Origin of the sequence: Streptomyces sp. NPDC058092 (assembly GCF_042884935.1) — a bacterium.
Classification (GTDB): domain Bacteria; phylum Actinomycetota; class Actinomycetes; order Streptomycetales; family Streptomycetaceae; genus Streptomyces.
Genome location: NZ_JBHVSY010000017.1, coordinates 151,878 through 168,486 on the forward strand (window position 1 = coordinate 151,878; position 16,609 = coordinate 168,486).

Annotated in this window: 14 protein-coding genes and 1 riboswitch; of the genes, 9 read left to right on the forward strand and 5 right to left on the reverse strand. The window is 71.0% G+C overall.

Annotated elements, in window-relative coordinates; translation table 11 throughout:
• Positions 1 to 62: 62 nt before the first annotated feature.
• On the reverse strand, positions 63 to 395 hold the full coding sequence (locus ACFVV1_RS26400; RefSeq protein WP_389993718.1) for a chorismate mutase: 333 nt from the start codon (positions 393 to 395) through the stop codon (positions 63 to 65).
• A gap of 408 nt (positions 396 to 803) precedes the next feature.
• Here ACFVV1_RS26400 and guaA point away from each other — a divergent pair, with 408 nt between their 5' ends.
• The 5 genes from guaA to ACFVV1_RS26425 all read left to right on the forward strand — a co-directional run bounded on the left by guaA (position 804) and on the right by ACFVV1_RS26425 (position 6,027).
• Positions 804 to 2,399 (forward strand): glutamine-hydrolyzing GMP synthase, encoded by a 1,596-nt coding sequence (gene guaA, locus ACFVV1_RS26405; RefSeq protein ID WP_389993721.1) that lies wholly within the window; start codon positions 804 to 806, stop codon positions 2,397 to 2,399.
• A 113-nt stretch (positions 2,400 to 2,512) separates the two neighbouring features.
• Positions 2,513 to 3,115 (forward strand): Uma2 family endonuclease, encoded by a 603-nt coding sequence (locus tag ACFVV1_RS26410; RefSeq protein ID WP_389993724.1) that lies wholly within the window; start codon positions 2,513 to 2,515, stop codon positions 3,113 to 3,115.
• Positions 3,116 to 3,226: 111 nt separating this feature from the next.
• Positions 3,227 to 3,997 carry a class II aldolase/adducin family protein gene (locus ACFVV1_RS26415; protein ID WP_389993727.1) on the forward strand — a complete coding sequence of 257 codons (771 nt, stop codon included), beginning with the start codon at positions 3,227 to 3,229 and terminating at the stop codon, positions 3,995 to 3,997.
• A gap of 113 nt (positions 3,998 to 4,110) precedes the next feature.
• Positions 4,111 to 5,379: a hypothetical protein gene (locus ACFVV1_RS26420; RefSeq protein WP_389993730.1), complete on the forward strand. Its 1,269-nt coding sequence runs from the start codon at positions 4,111 to 4,113 to the stop codon at positions 5,377 to 5,379.
• A 138-nt stretch (positions 5,380 to 5,517) separates the two neighbouring features.
• Entirely contained in the window at positions 5,518 to 6,027 is a 510-nt protein-coding gene (locus tag ACFVV1_RS26425) for a DoxX family protein (protein WP_389993821.1), read from the forward strand.
• 156 nt (positions 6,028 to 6,183) lie between these two features.
• Here the strand turns inward: ACFVV1_RS26425 and ACFVV1_RS26430 are convergent, their stop codons facing one another.
• Positions 6,184 to 7,521, reverse strand: a complete 1,338-nt coding sequence (locus ACFVV1_RS26430; protein ID WP_389993733.1) for a PspC domain-containing protein — start codon at positions 7,519 to 7,521, stop codon at positions 6,184 to 6,186.
• 179 nt (positions 7,522 to 7,700) lie between these two features.
• Between ACFVV1_RS26430 and ACFVV1_RS26435 the strand changes: the two genes are divergently transcribed.
• Both ACFVV1_RS26435 and ACFVV1_RS26440 read left to right on the forward strand, forming a co-directional pair.
• Entirely contained in the window at positions 7,701 to 9,002 is a 1,302-nt protein-coding gene (locus tag ACFVV1_RS26435; RefSeq protein WP_389993736.1) for a PspC domain-containing protein, read from the forward strand.
• On the forward strand, positions 8,986 to 9,681 hold the full coding sequence (locus ACFVV1_RS26440) for a LuxR C-terminal-related transcriptional regulator (RefSeq protein ID WP_389993738.1): 696 nt from the start codon (positions 8,986 to 8,988) through the stop codon (positions 9,679 to 9,681). The genes ACFVV1_RS26435 and ACFVV1_RS26440 overlap by 17 nt, the downstream gene beginning before the upstream one ends.
• Positions 9,682 to 9,728: 47 nt before the next feature.
• On the opposite strand, the gene ACFVV1_RS26445 is transcribed toward ACFVV1_RS26440, so the two are convergent.
• A complete protein-coding gene (locus tag ACFVV1_RS26445; protein ID WP_389993741.1) occupies positions 9,729 to 10,502 on the reverse strand; it encodes a GNAT family N-acetyltransferase in 774 nt (257 codons plus the stop codon).
• 40 nt (positions 10,503 to 10,542) lie between these two features.
• Positions 10,543 to 11,589, reverse strand: a complete 1,047-nt coding sequence (locus tag ACFVV1_RS26450; RefSeq protein ID WP_389993744.1) for an NlpC/P60 family protein — start codon at positions 11,587 to 11,589, stop codon at positions 10,543 to 10,545.
• A gap of 356 nt (positions 11,590 to 11,945) precedes the next feature.
• Between ACFVV1_RS26450 and ACFVV1_RS26455 the strand changes: the two genes are divergently transcribed.
• Positions 11,946 to 12,299, forward strand: coding sequence for a hypothetical protein (locus ACFVV1_RS26455; RefSeq protein WP_389993747.1), 354 nt, complete (start codon positions 11,946 to 11,948; stop codon positions 12,297 to 12,299).
• 213 nt (positions 12,300 to 12,512) lie between these two features.
• Here the strand turns inward: ACFVV1_RS26455 and ACFVV1_RS26460 are convergent, their stop codons facing one another.
• Positions 12,513 to 13,682 (reverse strand): NlpC/P60 family protein, encoded by a 1,170-nt coding sequence (locus ACFVV1_RS26460; protein ID WP_389993750.1) that lies wholly within the window; start codon positions 13,680 to 13,682, stop codon positions 12,513 to 12,515.
• Positions 13,681 to 13,845: riboswitch (cyclic di-AMP (ydaO/yuaA leader) on the reverse strand. (Overlaps the previous gene by 2 nt.)
• Before the next feature lie 279 nt (positions 13,846 to 14,124).
• Here ACFVV1_RS26460 and pcrA point away from each other — a divergent pair.
• Positions 14,125 to 16,563, forward strand: coding sequence for a DNA helicase PcrA (pcrA, locus tag ACFVV1_RS26465; RefSeq protein WP_389993753.1), 2,439 nt, complete (start codon positions 14,125 to 14,127; stop codon positions 16,561 to 16,563).
• Positions 16,564 to 16,609 lie beyond the last annotated feature (46 nt).

A 16,609-nucleotide genomic window follows, 5' to 3' on the forward strand; every position in this document is an offset into this window, starting at 1 on the left:
CGGGTGAGAGTCGGCCCGAACTGGGATACGTCCGCACACTCCCGGGCCCCGGGCTCGGGGCGTCAGGCCCGGCCGCGGCAGAGCTCCAGCAGCGTCATGGCGAGGGAAGTGCCGGGCTTGCCGAGCGCGTCCCGGTACTGGCCGAGGATCTCCATCTCGCGGGAGAGATTGATCCGGCGGCCGCCGGAGGTGATCCTCGCCTCCTGGATGACCGCCGAGACGGCCATCCGCTCCTGGACGAGTCCGATGATCCGGTCGTCGAGGGCGTCGATGCGGGACCTGGCGCCGTCGATCAGGGCGGCGGCCTCATCGGTGTGCGCGCCGGTCTTCTCGGCGGCGGTCTTCGTGGGGGCGGTCTGCTCGGTAACGGTCCTCGTGGGGGCGGTGCCGGCCATGGTGGTGACTCCTCGTGGGGTGCGGCCCCCGAAACCGACCGGTCCGGAACGCCAGAACGCCCCGGGCCTTTCGGCCCGGGGCGCCTGGAACGTTGCTTGTCAGTGGATCAAGCAGCACGACCATGGCAGCCGGCGGGCCGGATGCCATAGGTAAAGACGAAGGTCGTGTGCTGTCGCATGGAACTCAGTATGGCCCGGCCCGCCCGGGCGGGCCAACACGGCGCCCGGATGCTGAGACACCACCCGGAGGCCGCTCCGGAGCCCGTGCTTCCCGCACCCGCGGTCCCGGGTGGGACGACGGCCGGCTCCGCACCCGCGGTCCCGGGTGGGACGACGGCCGACTCGGTAACCCCGGTCGACCGGTAGAATCGACAAAACCGACCCCCCTTCACCGCCGGAAGGCCGCCCGTGCCAGCAGCACCCCTCGCCGCCCCCGACATCGCCACCGACGTGGTCCTCGTTGTCGACTTCGGGGCGCAGTACGCCCAGCTCATCGCCCGACGCGTCCGTGAGGCCCGGGTCTACAGCGAGATCGTCCCGTCCACGATGCCGGTGGCCGAGATGCTGGCCAAGAACCCCCGGGCGATCATCCTGTCCGGCGGCCCCTCCTCGGTGTACGCGGAGGGCGCGCCCTCCCTCGACCGGGCGATCTTCGAGGCCGGGGTCCCGGTCTTCGGCATGTGCTACGGCTTCCAGCTGATGGCCACCACGCTCGGCGGCACCGTCGACGACAACGGTGCCCGCGAGTACGGCCGTACCCCGCTCACCGTCTCCAAGTCCGGCTCCACGCTCTTCGAGGGCACGCCCGCCGAGCAGTCGGTCTGGATGTCGCACGGCGACGCCTGCTCCGCCGCCCCCGAGGGCTTCACCGTCACCGCGTCCACCGACGTCGTACCGGTCGCCGCCTTCGAGAACGACGAGAAGAAGCTCTACGGTGTCCAGTACCACCCCGAGGTCCTGCACTCCACGCACGGCCAGCAGGTCCTGGAGCACTTCCTCTACCGCGGCGCCGGAATCGAGCCGACCTGGACCACGACCAATGTGGTCGATGAGCAGATCGCACTGATCCGCGAGCAGGTCGGCACCAAGCGCGCCATCTGCGGCCTGTCCGGCGGAGTCGACTCCGCGGTCGCCGCAGCCCTCGTGCAGAAGGCCATCGGCTCCCAGCTGACCTGTGTGTATGTCGACCACGGCCTGATGCGCGAGGGCGAGACCGAGCAGGTCGAGAAGGACTTCGTGGCCGCCACCGGCGTCCAGCTGAAGGTCGTCGACGCCGAGGAGCGGTTCCTGACCGCGCTGGCCGGGGTCTCCGACCCCGAGCAGAAGCGGAAGATCATCGGCCGCGAGTTCATCCGCGTCTTCGAGCAGGCCCAGGCCGAGCTCGTCGCCGAGGCGGGCGCGGCCGGCGAGGACGTCGCGTTCCTCGTCCAGGGCACGCTCTACCCGGACGTCGTCGAGTCCGGCGGCGGCACCGGCACCGCCAACATCAAGTCCCACCACAATGTCGGCGGTCTCCCCGACGACATCGAGTTCCAGCTCGTCGAGCCGCTGCGCCAGCTGTTCAAGGACGAGGTCCGGATGGTCGGCCAGGAGCTCGGCCTGCCCGACGAGATCGTCCAGCGCCAGCCGTTCCCCGGCCCCGGCCTCGGTATCCGTATCGTCGGCGAGGTCACCAAGGAGCGGCTCGACCTGCTCCGCGAGGCCGACGCCATCGCCCGCGAGGAGCTGACCGCGGCCGGTCTGGACCGCGACATCTGGCAGTGCCCGGTGGTCCTGCTCGCCGATGTCCGCTCGGTCGGCGTCCAGGGCGACGGCCGCACGTACGGCCACCCGATCGTCCTGCGCCCGGTCTCCTCCGAGGACGCCATGACGGCCGACTGGTCGCGCCTGCCGTACGAGACGCTCGCCAAGATCTCGACCCGCATCACCAACGAGGTCGCCGACGTCAACCGCGTCGTGCTCGACGTGACGAGCAAGCCGCCGGGCACCATCGAGTGGGAGTGACCTTTTTGCAGGGTCAACGCTGATGCCGTCGCTCATTCGTTTGGGCGGCGGCATTGTCGTACCAGCTGGGTAGGCTGGCTTATTGGACGAGACTCACTCCCATGGGAGCAATCATGAGCGCCGCACCCGAGTTCGAGTTGGACGAGAAGTACAACTATCCGGTTCCGCCGCCCGGTGGCTGGACGGCTGACGACCTCGATCGGCTGCCGAATCTGCCGAGGCGCACGGAGTTGATCGACGGGAGTCTCGTTTTCATGAGTCCGCAGACAATGTTTCATATGCGAACCATGCGTCTGCTGGAAAACGCACTTCTCGACCAGGCTCCGGACGATCTCGATGTCTTCCGGGAATTCAGCATCAGGCTGAACAAGCGGAACCGGCCGGAGCCGGATGTGCTCGTGGTTCCGCTCGGAGCGGATACCGGACCGAACGACACGTGGCTGCGGCCGGAGGACGTCATTCTGGCCGTGGAGGTCGTCTCGGAGGAGTCGGAAGACAGGGACCGCGAGGTCAAGCCCCGCAAATACGCTGCCGCAGGCGTTCGGTACTTCTGGCGGGTGGAGCAGAACGAGGGCCTCCCGGTGGTGTACGTCTACGAGCTCGATCCCGCGCTCAGGGCTTACGTGGCCACCGGCATCCACCACAGCAGGCTGAAGCTGGACGCCCCCTTCCCCATCGATATCGACCTCACCGCGATCAACCGTCGCCGCCCCTGAAGGAGCCCGCGCCCGGCCCCACAACGGATCGTTCCCCGACACCCCTGGCCACTTGCGGCAACCGGCGGTAACTTCCGGTTCCGTACGCCCTGGGAGTCCGGAGGAGCCGCCATGCCCGAGCCCACACCGATACCTGTGGAACAACTGCAGTTCGCGCTGCCGCCCGTCCATGAAACGGTCGACGAGGAACGCGCGTACCGCAAGGAGCGGCTGGCCGGGGCGCTGCGGCTGTTCGGCGCGTACGGGTACGAGGAAGGCGTGTCCGGTCACCTCACCGCGCGGGACCCGGAGTTCGCCGACTGTTTCTGGGTCAACCCCTTCGGGGCCCCCTTCGACGGGCTCGCGCCGGACGAGCTGATTCTGGTCAACGGGGAAGGGCAGGTCGTCGAGGGGCGGCACCACGTCAATCAGGCGGCGTTCGCCGTCCATGCGCAGGTGCACCGGGCGCGTCCGGACGTCGTCGCCGTCGCGCACACCCACTCCGTGCACGGGCGGGCCCTCTCCGCGCTCGGCGAGCTCATCGAACCGATCACCCAGGAATCCTGCGCCTTCTATGAAGATCATGTGCTGTACGACGCGTACACCGGCGTCGTGGTCGACGAGGAGGAAGGGCGCCGGATCGCCGCCGCGCTCGGCGGGCACAAGGCGGTCGTGCTGCGCAACCACGGGCTGCTGACCGTCGGCGACTCGGTGGACGCGGCAGCCTGGTGGTTCATCGCGCTGGAACGCTCCTGCCAGGTGCAACTGGCCGCGCGGGCGGCCGGAAAGCCGGTGCTGATCGAACATCGGGACGCCGTCGCCACCCGTGAGCAGCTCGGTAGCGACCTGGTGGCCTGGATCAACTACCAGCCGCTGTGGCGCCGGATCAGTCGCACATTCTGACGATACGCGCCGACGGACCGCCCCGATGCGGTCCGCAGCCCTGCCGTACGGCACAATTCGCAGCAATCACAGCCGAGTTGGCTGTACCTGGGCTTGAAAGGGCGGCGTTCTCCGTGGCGTTGGACGAGGCGAGGGCGAGCAGCACGCACGGCGGCGGCTGCACGTGCGGCGACTGCCCGCACGGGGCGCGTGAGGGCCACCGGCGCGCGGTGGCCGCCTTCCTGACCAAACGGGACGAATTCGCCGCGGGCCAGGGGCTGCCGCCCGGGGTCGCCCAGTCCGCCTCCGCGACCCGCCAGTGGGTTTCGGACGAGCTGACCCAGTCGGCCAGGACCGTGGCCGAACGGGGCCGGGAGGCGGGCGGCGCCTGGCTGTACCGGGTGTGGCGGCGCACCCTGATCGCGGTGTGGGGGAGCGTCGCCGTGCTGGTCGTCGCCGAGGCCGCCACCGCCATCGGTGCGGGCTGGACCAACGCCCGTACGGCGGGGCTCGTCGCCGGGCTCGTCACCGCGGGCCTGCTGACCGCCGCCGCCCACGTCCACCGGGCCCGCGGCGGCCTGTTCGCCCCGGTGATCGGCGAGGACAACCGGCTCTCCACCTCCCGGGCGGTCGCCGCGTCCTGGGTGCTGATCGCCGTCTTCTCCGTCCTCGTGCTGGCGCTCCAGCTGGCGGGCGCGTCCGGCCACGCCGAGCGCGACGAACTGATCGAGGGGCTGGAGTTGTCCCGGGGCGCCGGGGTGGTGACCGTGCTGGCGCTGGTGTGCGCCGTCGCCGTGGTCGTACGCCGGGTGGTGACCGTACGCGCCCTGTCCGGGCGGCTGCAGAAGCTGCGGGCCGAGCGGCCGCGCGCCGCGGATCTGCTCACCGACGACTCGGGGCGGGGCAGCTTCACGGATGTGCAGTACGTGCTGGTGAGCACCGTCGCCGTGCTGTTCGCCGCGGTCCGGCTGGCCCGGCGGCCCGAGCAGCTGCCCGACCTGCCCTGGGGCCTCGCGCTGCTGGTCACCGTCTCGGCGCTCGCGTACTTCGCCGGGAAGTACGTGGAGGGCGGGCGTCCGGTGGTGCTCTCGGTGGTCCGGGCCCGGGAGGCCGGGGATCTGGACGCGCCGATCCGTACCGGCGACGACATCGAGATCCGCGGTGCGGGCTTCGTGCCGCCCGGCGCCGGGACGCCGGACCGGCTGGCCCGCATGGTCGTGCGGATCGGCCGGGTCCATGTGCATGTGCCGCTGGTCCCGGTCGCCGGCGGCTTCGCCAACCCGACCGACGGCGTGCTCACCGTGCCGGTACCGGTGGAGGTGGAACCGGGGCTGGTGGAGGTGCAGGTCGTGACCGCCGCCGGGGTCGAGACGAACCGGGTCGAGATCGATGTGACGGACTGACCGCCGGAGCCCGTGCCCCCCCGCCGAGGGGTGGCGGATACCGGCCGAACGGATGCCCCACCGGGTGAGCCGCGCGTTCACCACGTACGTATGGTCTGTCAACGGGTCTACGGAAGGCGGGGCAGCCACATGCAGGACATTCAGGGTTACGGCACGAGGGTACGCGGTCTGGGTGAGCCGAGAGGGATCAAGGAGCTGGCACGGGAGCATGCCCTGCTGCCCCTGCGGATCTTTCTCGGTGTCACCTTCATCTACGCCGGGCTCGACAAACTGACGGACAGTTCCTTCTTCCGTGCGAACGGCGCCGGCTCCATCGGCGAGACGATGCACGCGGTGCGCGACTCGTCCGCGATCCCGGCCCTCGTCGACCTCGCGCTGAAGAGCCCCGGCGCCTTCGGGTACGCCATCGCCATCGGCGAACTCCTCGTCGGCATCGGCACCCTCATCGGGCTCCGGGCGCGGCTTGCCGCGCTCGGCGGGGCACTGATCTCGCTGAGCCTGTGGCTGACGGTGAGCTGGCAGGTCGAGCCGTACTACTTCGGCAACGACCTGGCCTACCTCATGGCCTGGCTGCCACTGCTGCTCGGCGGGGCCGCGGCGTTCTCCGTGGATGCCTTTCTCGCGTCCCGACGGCGACGGATCAGGTAGTTCGCCCAGGTCACGGTGGCGGCCAGCCAGAGGCCGCCGAAGAACAGCGGGAAGAAGAACACCCAGGGGGCGTTCCAGGCCCCCGCCGCGTCCGCCGCGTATCCCGCTGCCAGCGCGAGCATGACCACGCCCGCCACCGCCCGTCCCGGACGGATCTCATGACGCAGCACGGGTGACCTCCACCTGTCCGATGCCGACTTCGAGAGTGAGCTCGACCGTGCCGGCCGGTTTGCTCCCCGGGGGCGGCGGCAGCGTCCTGTGCTCATTCTGCGAAGGATTGACATTCACCTCGCGCGCCTTGCCGGCCGGTGCGCCGCTCGGCCGGCTGAGCGGCAGCGTGATGTCGCCGAGGGTCGCCCGCGCGTCCACCTTCACCGTCACGGCCTTCGGTACGACGACGACCGCGCGGCCCGCCCCGACGTTGACCTCCGTACGGACGGTGCCGCCCGGCGGAACCGTGATCTCCGTGAGGTCCAGCCGCGCCACCCCGGAGCCCAGTTCGTAGTGCGGCCGTACCGCCGCCACCGAGGCCGGCCGCCAGCCCTCGCGCACCCACTGGGTGGTGATGTCCTTCGGTAGCGCGGACGCGCCCGCCAGCAGGGCCGCCGTGATCATCGACAGCATGACCGTGCCGAATCCGGTCCGCCCGAGGAACGCGCTGACCAGCATCCCCAGCCCGAACACCGCGAGCGCACCGGCCAGACCGATCTGCAGACTCGTGCCGAGGGGGTGGGAGTCCCAGCTCAGCCCCGTGCCCAGCCCGCCCGCGATCAGCGCGAACAGGAACACGAGACCGCCGATCGAGACCGGACCCGTGGTGCCGGGCTCCCGCCGGGGCGCGCGGAACGGGTCCTTCGGCGTCGCTCCCTGGGGGCGTACCGCCCGCCCGTCGAACGCCGCGTCGGCCGGACCCCACAAATAGCCGGGGCCCACCGGTCCCGAGGTGCCGTCCTTGACGATCGGGTCCCGCCACCACGACGGGCTGCCCGGCCTGGGCGGGGCCTTCACCTCGGGCGGCGCGTCCGCCACCGCCTGCGCGGTCGCCGGATGCAGCGGGTCCTCGGGCGCCGCGGTCCTGCGATTCTGCGTCCAGACGGCGAAGCCGACGACTGCGAGCGTCAGCATCGCGGAGAACGCCAGCGTGCCGCCGTTGCCCAGCATCGAGAGGAACAGCCCGCAGCCGATCAGCGCGAGCAGCACCGCGATCAGCGACGCCCCCTCGACGCGACCGGACAGCAGTCTGCGTGCCTCGTTCTCGTCCGCCCCCTCCAGGGGGATGAGCAGCCAGGCGAAGCCGTAGAAGATCAGCCCGATGCCGCCGGTGACGGACAGCACACCGAGCACGATCCGGAAGATCACCGGATCGACGTCGCAGTACCGGCCGAGCCCGCCGCACACCCCGGCCACGACCTTGTGCCGCGAGCTGCGCCGCAGGTGGGGTCCCGGGGCCGGGGGCGGTGCGACACCGGGGGAGGCGTCCTGGGGAACGGTCATGGCTCCATGGTGACGGGCCGGGCGCCCGTCCGGGACCCGCGCCGACCCTGGCCGATCCCTGATATTGGCCCGCGGGACCCCTGGGGGGAAATGTTCGCGCCCCCGGAGCCGAGCTCTCAGGGTCGAGTCCGGGGCGGACCCTGATGCCGTCGCCCGTGCGGGCATGTGACCATCGGGTCATGCCAGCCGCCACGCCCCGAGCCGCCGCGAGCTCCCCCGGAACCGACCCGGAGGAGCCGCCGCTGCGCAAGCTGTACCGCAGCGCCGACGGACGGATGCTCGGCGGCGTCGCGCGCGGACTCGCCGGGCATCTCGGGCTGCCCGTCGTCTGGGTACGGTTCGTCTTCCTCGGCCTGTTCTTCGCGGACGGCCTCGGCGCGCTGCTCTACGCCGTTTTCTGGATCATCGTCCCGCTCGGTGTCGGTGGCGTGGAGGTGCCGCGCTCCGTCTTCGAGACCGCCCCGGACGGCAGACGCCGGCTCCGCAAACCCGACAGGGGCCAGATCTTCGCCCTCATCGCGCTGTTCGTCGGCGCCATGATCTTCGTCGGCAACGTCAACATGGGCAGCAAGGCCGACCGCTACATCTGGCCCACGCTGCTGATCGGCGCCGGCTCCGTACTGGTGTGGCGGCAGGCCGACAACGCCCGGCGCGCCCGCTGGATGGAGGTCGGCAGCCGCCGCCGGGTCCTGCATCTGGCCCGGGGGCTGGCCGGGGTCGCCCTGGTCGGCCTGGGACTGGCCGTCTTCATGGTGGTACGCGGCTCCGCGGCCCAGCTCGGCAACGTCCTCACCGCCGCGATCGCCGTCCTCACCGGCATCGCACTGCTGGCCGGCCCCTACCTCGTCCGCATGACCCAGGACCTCTCCGAGGAACGCACGATGCGCATCCGGGCCCAGGAGCGCGCCGAGGTCGCCGCCCATGTCCATGACTCGGTACTGCACACCCTCACCCTGATCCAGCGCAACGCGGAGGACGCGGGCGAGGTCCGCAGACTGGCCCGCGCCCAGGAACGCGAACTGCGCAACTGGCTGTACAACCCCGAGGGCACCGGCAAGGACGAGGACGACGAACCCGAGACCCTCGCCGAGGCGGTCAAACGCGCCGCCGCCGAGGTCGAGGACAAGCACGGCGTCCCGCTGGAGGTCGTCGTCGTCGGCGACTGCCCGCTGGACGAGAAGCTGGCCGCGCAGATGCAGGCCGCGCGCGAGGCGATGGTCAACGCTGCCAAGTACGGTGGCGAGGGCGGAGCCGTGCAGGTCTATGCCGAGGTCGAGGGCCGCACGGTCTTCGTCTCGGTACGCGACCGGGGCCCGGGATTCGATCTGGATTCCGTACCGGGGGACAGAATGGGCGTACGAGAATCAATCATCGGCCGGATGCAGCGCAACGGCGGTACGGCGCGGCTGCGTTCGGTGCCCGGCGGGGGCACGGAAGTCGAGCTGGAAATGGAGAGGGCGAGCGATGACGGAGACCACTGAGGCGACCGGGGGCCCGGAGCGCCGGGCACGGGTCGTGCTCGTCGACGACCACCGGATGTTCCGCACCGGCGTCCAGGCCGAGATCGGCCGCACCGAGGAGACGGGCGTCGAGGTGGTCGGCGAGGCCGCCGACGTCGACCAGGCGGTCACCGTCATCACGGCGACCCGCCCCGAGGTCGTCCTCCTCGACGTCCACCTGCCGGGCGGCGGCGGCGTCGAGGTGCTGCGCCGCTGCGCCCCGCTGATGGGCGCCGTGGAGAACCCGGTGCGGTTCCTGGCGCTGTCCGTCTCGGACGCCGCCGAGGACGTCATCGGCGTCATCCGCGGCGGCGCCCGCGGCTACGTCACCAAGACGATCACCGGCACCGACCTGGTCGACTCGGTCTTCCGGGTCCAGGACGGCGACGCGGTGTTCTCGCCCCGGCTGGCCGGCTTCGTCCTCGACGCCTTCGCCTCCACGGACGCCCCGCCGGTCGACGAGGACCTGGACCGGCTGACGCAGCGCGAGCGCGAGGTGCTGCGGCTGATCGCCCGCGGCTACGCGTACAAGGAGATCGCCAAGCAGCTGTTCATCTCGGTGAAGACGGTCGAGTCGCACGTCTCGGCGGTGCTGCGCAAGCTCCAGCTGTCCAACCGGCACGAGCTGACCCGGTGGGCGACGGCGCGACGGCTGGTCTGAGTCGGCGGGCTGGTTCCGGTACCGGCCCGCCGAGGGCGGGTCCCGTCTCAGCCGGCCGTACCGTCGGGGTCGAGCGAGATGTTCAGCTTCTCGCCGACCCGGCGGTAGCCGATGCCTGCGTAGATCCGCTCCACATCGGCGTCGCCCGGCTCCAGCCACACCACCCGGCAGCCCCGCTCGAAGGCGGTCGTGGTCAGGTGGGCACAGAGCGCGGCGCCGATGCCGCGGCGGCGGAAGGCGTCGGCGACGGCGAGGCCGGTCAGTTCGCTGAGGCCGTCGGCCGGGATCGAGCAGCCGCCCGCGCCCGCCGGGACGCCGTCGACCGTGGCGAGGGCCGCGGCCCCGCCGCCCCCGGCCGCCGCGCGCAGCCAGGCCGCCTCGCCGCCCTCGGGTTCGCCGGTCCCGCCGTAGCCGTGGTGCTGGACGAGCGCGGCGGCGTCGAACTCCGCGTCGGTGACCGGTTCGGCGATCACGAGGGATTCCACCGGCTTCGGCGGCAGCAGGTCGTCCGGGGCGCAGGCCATGATCGGGGCCCGGTTCTCGACGGTGAACCCGGCGGCGAGCAGAGCCGGTTCGACTGCGGGCGCCCAGCCCGGCAGATACTCCAGCCGAGGCAGCCTCTCGCGCTCGCGGAACGCAGCGATCAGCGCGTCGAGGTCCGCGGCCGTCGGCTCGGCGTCCTGGTCGGGTATCGCGTAATTGGCGTACTTGAGCGACCAGCCGGGGGTGTACTGCACGGTGAAGGGGCCGACCCGCAGATGGTTGGGGGAGCGCAGGGCGAGCGTACGGGCGTGGATCTGGACCTCGGCGTCCATGGGCATGTGCGGGTGTCCTCTTGCCTATTGACCGGAAGCGGCGAGCCTATGCCACCCGGGTCGCTCCGGCGAAGGGCATGTGATCGATGGGCGCGATCCGCACCGGCGCTCCCGGGCGCGGGGCGTGGATCATCTGGCCGTTGCCGATGTAGAGCCCGACATGGCTGATGCCCGAGTAGAAGAACACCAGGTCGCCCGGGGCCAGTTCGGAGCGCGAGACGTGCTGACCGGCGTTGATCTGGGTGTACGTGGTCCGGGGCAGCGAGACGCCGGCAGAGCGCCAGGCGGCCTGGGTGAGCCCGGAGCAGTCGAACGAGGACGGACCGGTCGAGCCCCAGACGTACGGCTTGCCGAGCGCCCCGTACGCGAACGCGACGGCCTCGGCGGCGCGGGAGTTGGGGGCGAGGACGGGGCCGCGCGCGGTGCCGCGGTCGGCGTGGCCGGCGGAACGCACGCCGTCCAAGCCCTCGTAGGCGGTGCGCTCGGCCGGGGACAGGGCGGCGAGGAGCCGTTGCGCGTCGGCCAGTTCGGCCCTGATCGTCGCCTTGTGTTTCTTCAGTTCGGCCTGGCGCGATGCCAGCGCCGCCAGCTTGCCCTTGGCCTGCGAGCGCAGCTGGGCGATCCGGACGACCTGCCGCTCCACCTCGTCGACCCCGGCGGCCTGGCGGTCGCCGATCCGGTCGACGTACGACGCGCGCTCCAGGTACTGGTCGGGGTCGGAGGAGAGCGCCAGCTGTACGGACGGGTCGAGGCCGCCGGTGCGGTACTGCGCGGCGGCGAGCGAACCGAGTGCGTTGCGCGAGGCGTTGAGGCGCTCGGTCCTGCGGGCGGCCTCGTCGCGCAGGGTGTCGACGGCGTCGGCGGCGGCGGTCGCCTTTTCCTTCGCGCCGTTGTACTGCTCGGTGGCGACCTCCGCGTCGTGGTAGAGCCGGTCCACCTCGGCCTTGATCTGGGCGGGGGTTCGCTGGGGGTCGGCGTGCGCCGACCCCGGTAGTACGGCAGCGGTGGCGGCCCCGGCGAAGGCGAGGGCGGCCGCGGTGCGGGCAGCAGAGCCGGTGTACGGGCGCTGCTTGGGTTTCCGGTGCGCTGCCACGGGGGCGTGCGTCCTTCCTGGCGACTGCCCGTCGGGGACTACCGGCGGGCCCGCCGGAGGTCCGGCGGCGGGTCGCCAACGGGGGAGCGGCCCGCCGCCGGATCTCCCAGCGGGGTGACCGGTGTGCCGTCCGGGTGCGGAGCGGCGGTGAGGCCGGTCACCTGGTCAGGACGCTAAACCCGGGGCACGGGGAAGAGTCGTAATGACGCCTATTGCCCGAATTTGGCGCGGCACTGTCGCCAATCGATCGGAAAAATTGCACCAGAGTCAGGCAATTGGTGCAGACGCGAGCGAAGCGGCAGGAAGCCGTACCTGCCTGCGGAGTGGTGATATGGGCGGGGCTAGGCTGCGGCCTCATGGACGTACTCATTCATGTCTTCGTCGCCCTGCACATCATCGGTATCGCCTCTCTGCTGGGCGGTTTCCTGACCCAGATGAAGGCGATGGGCGCGGGCACGGCCCGGTTCGTTCCGGCGATGCTCCACGGCGCGCTGACGATGCTGGTCACCGGTGTCGCACTGGTCGGGCTCAACCAGGCCGATGACAACCCCGTGAACAACATCAAGATCGGGGTCAAGCTGCTGCTCCTGGTCGTCGTCCTCGCGCTGGTCTACATCAAGCGGGACGAGGAGAAGGTCGACAAGGGCGCCTTCTCGGCCGTGGGCGGGCTGACGCTCGCCAACATCTTCATCGCCACGCTCTGGACCTGAGAACTGGGGCCTGAGGTCGCTGCCCTGGGGCCTGGGGCCTGGGGTCTGAGGTCGCTGTCCTGGCGCCTGGCGCCAGGCGCCAGGCGCCTGAGGCCTGGGGCCTGAGCCGGACCCGGGTCCTGAATCGGCCGGGGCGCGGGCGGGCCGGGGCGCGGGCCGGCTCACGCCCCGGCCGATGTCGGCTCACGCCCCGGCCGATGGTCACGCGAACCGCTAGGCCGGCCGCACGCTGCCGTAGATCGGCATGTAGTAGATCGACTCCTCGCGCACATTCGCCCCCGGCTTCGGCGCGTGGATCATCATCCCGTCGCCCTTGTAGATGCCGACGTGGCTGATGTCGTCGTAGAAGAAGACGAGGTCGCCCGGGCGCAGGTCCGCCGTCGCGACCCGGGTGCCTGTTTTCACCTGGTCCCAGGTGGTGCGCGGGATGTCGACGCCCGCGGCCTTCCACGCCGCCTGGGTGAGCCCGGAGCAGTCGTACGAGGACGGGCCCGTCGCGCCCCAGACGTACGGCTTGCCGATCTGGGCCCGGGCGAAGGCGAGGACCTGCTCCGCCTTGGCGGTGGCGCTGCTGTCCGAGCCGGTGCCGGCGCCCGTACCGCTGCCCGTGCCCGTACCGCTGCCGGAATCCGCTTCCTTCGCGGCCTCCGCGGCCTTGCGGTCCGCCTCCGCCTTGGCGGCGGCCTGCTGCTTGGCCAGTTCCTCCGCCTTGCGCCGGGCCTCCGCCTCCTTCTTCCGCTCCAGCTCCGCGAGCCGCGCCTTTTCCTCGGCGGTCAGCTTCGACAGCAACGCGCGCGCCTCGCCCAGCTTCTTCTGGACGTCCTGCTTGCTGGTGCGCAGCGTGGTCTGCGTCGTGGTCAGCGTCTCCAGGCTCTGCACCGCTTCGGCACGCTTCTTCGCCGCCTTGGTCTGCTGCGTACGGAAGTCCGTGATCGCCTTCTGCTGCCGGCTGGTCATCCGGTCCATCAGCTGGCTCTGGTCGAAGTACGACTGCGGGTCGTCGGCCAGGAAGAAGGTGGCGCTCGGCGCGATGGTGCCGCTGCGGTACTGCGCGGCCGCGTACGTGCCGAGCGTCCTGCGGGCGTCGTTGAGCTGGTCGGCGCGCTTGGCGACATCATCCAGCAGGGCGTCGACCTTGGTGCGCTGGGTGGCGGCGGCTTCCTTCGCCTGGTTGTACTGCTGGGTCGCGGTGCCCGCCTGCCGGTAGAGGTCGTCGACCTTCTTCTGGACGTCCTCGATGCCGGGTTTCGGGGCGGGGGCGGCCGTCGCGCTCTGCGTGGAGAGCAGGGTCACGGACGCCAGTGCGGCCGTCGTGAGCCCGACGGCCGGTGCGGTGGTGCGCATCCGGGTGCGCGGTTTGCGATGCGACGCCAAGGTCGGCATCTCCTTCCGTGGACCGCCTACCGGGTTAGCTGTCGGGTTCGGGCGGAACGGAAGGCTGCCCTACGGTCCGCATGGGGAAAAGGACCGATTCACCCCGGTACTGCGTGTGGGTCCCCGGTTCCGAACTCCCACGAGGGCAGCCCGGATTCGGCGTGGGCGCCCGCTCGGCGTGGTTCGCCTCAGGGGGTACGGGCCGCCCGGACGAGCACGCTAGCCAACCCACGGTGCTGCTGTGAAGGTTGATGTTCGATATGCCCGATACATTTTCGTGACCTCGGCGAAGTGGGGCGGCAGGGGCGGACGGAGGCCCGGAATTCCTCACCGGGAGTGGGTGTCCGCTCTCTTTGCGTGCCCGGTCGCGGGGTGGGGCGGGCACGCGGCCCGGGTGCGGTTCGGCATGCGGCCGTCGTGTGTCGTTGCGGCGGCCTAGACTCGACAAGCGATGAGCAGCCTCTTTGACGACAGCTTCCTGGCCGGCCTCCAGCACTCGGAGGAAGAGCCCCCGCCGCCCCCCGAGGACTCCGCACCCGAAGCGGTGCCGGAGGACCTCTTCGCGGGCGTATTCGACGGGCCCCCGCCGCCCAGGGAGGCGTACTACCGCGACGGCGCGCACCGCCCCGTCATCGACCCCGCGGCGCTCCTCGACGGGCTGAACACCGAGCAGCGCGCCGCCGTGGTCCACGCGGGCTCCCCGCTGCTCATCGTCGCCGGGGCGGGTTCCGGAAAGACCCGGGTGCTGACCCACCGGATCGCCCACCTCCTCGCCGAGCGCGGGGTGCACCCCGGCCAGATCCTGGCGATCACTTTCACCAACAAGGCCGCGGGCGAGATGAAGGAGCGCGTCGAGCAGCTCGTCGGACCGCGCGCCAACGCCATGTGGGTCATGACCTTCCACAGCGCGTGCGTACGCATCCTGCGCCGCGAGTCGAAGAAGCTCGGCTTCACGTCGTCGTTCTCGATCTACGACGCCGCCGACTCCAAGCGGCTGATGGCCCTGGTCTGCCGCGATCTCGACCTCGACCCGAAGCGCTTCCCGCCGAAGTCGTTCACGGCGAAGGTCTCCAACCTGAAGAACGAGCTGATCGACGAGGAGACCTTCGCCGGCCAGGCATCGGACGGCTTCGAGAAGACCCTCGCCCAGGCCTACGCGATGTACCAGTCCCGGCTGCGCGAGGCCAACGCGCTGGACTTCGACGACATCATCATGACGACGGTCCACCTGCTCCAGGCGTTTCCCGGCGTCGCCGAGCACTACCGCCGCCGCTTCCGGCACGTCCTCGTCGACGAGTACCAGGACACCAACCACGCCCAGTACACCCTCGTACGCGAACTGGTCGGCCCGGCCGGCGAGGTCGACGCCCCCGCCGAGCTGTGCGTCGTCGGTGACGCGGACCAGTCGATCTACGCCTTCCGCGGCGCGACCATCCGCAACATCCTCCAGTTCGAGGAGGACTACCCGGACGCGACCACGATCCTGCTGGAGCAGAACTACCGCTCCACGCAGACGATCCTGTCCGCCGCCAACGCGGTCATCGAACGCAACGAGAGCCGCCGCCCCAAGAACCTCTGGACGAACGCCGGCACCGGCGCCCGGATCACGGGCTATGTCGCCGACACCGAGCACGACGAGGCGCAGTTCGTCGCCGAGGAGATCGACCGGCTGACCGACGCGGGCGACGCCAAGGCCGGCGACGTCGCGGTCTTCTACCGTACGAACGCGCAGTCCCGGGTCTTCGAAGAGATCTTCATCCGCGTCGGCCTGCCCTACAAGGTCGTCGGCGGCGTGCGCTTCTACGAGCGCAAGGAGGTCCGGGACGTCCTGGCCTACCTCCGGGTCCTCGCCAACCCCGAGGACACCGTCCCGCTGCGCCGCATCCTCAATGTGCCCAAACGCGGCATCGGCGACCGCGCCGAGGCGATGATCGACGCGCTGTCGATGCGCGAGAAGATCACCTTCCCGCAGGCGCTGCGCCGGGTCGACGAGGCGTACGGCATGGCGGCCCGGTCGGCCAATGCCGTCAAGCGGTTCAACACGCTGATGGAGGAGCTGCGCACGATCGTCGAGTCCGGCGCGGGCCCGGCGGTGGTCCTGGAAGCCGTCCTGGAGCGGACCGGCTATCTCGCCGAGCTCCAGGCGTCCACCGACCCGCAGGACGAGACCCGCATCGAGAACCTTCAGGAACTCGCCGCCGTCGCCCTCGAATTCGAGCAGGAGCGGGGGGAAGAGGAAGGCGCGGGCACGCTCGCCGAATTCCTGGAGAAGGTCGCGCTCGTCGCCGACTCCGACCAGATCCCCGACGAGGACGAGGACGGCTCCGGTGTCATCACGCTGATGACGCTGCACACCGCGAAGGGCCTCGAATTCCCGGTGGTCTTCCTGACCGGCATGGAGGACGGCGTCTTCCCGCACATGCGGGCGCTCGGCCAGGTCAAGGAGCTGGAGGAGGAGCGGCGGCTCGCGTACGTAGGCATCACCCGGGCCCGCGAGCGGCTCTACCTGACCCGGGCGGCGATGCGCAGCGCGTGGGGGCAGCCCTCGTACAACCCGCCGTCGCGGTTCCTGGAGGAGATCCCGGACCAGCACCTGGAGTGGAAGCGGACCGGGCCGATGGCGGCCCCGGCCGGACCGACGTCGGGGATCACCTCGTCGCTGTCCTCGTCCCGTTCGCGCTCCGGCCCCTCGGGCTTCGCGACCCGGCGGACCTCGGACAAGCCGACGATCACGCTGGCCGTCGGGGACCGGGTCACGCACGACCAGTTCGGGCTCGGAACGGTGACGGCCGTCGAGGGCTTCGGCGACCAGGCGAAGGCGACGGTCGACTTCGGGGACGAGCGGCCGAAGAAGCTGCTGCTGCGGTACGCGCCGGTCGAGAAGCTGTAGTGCGGTAGCCGAGTGGGCGGCCGGGGCAGTTGCACCGGCCGCCGGG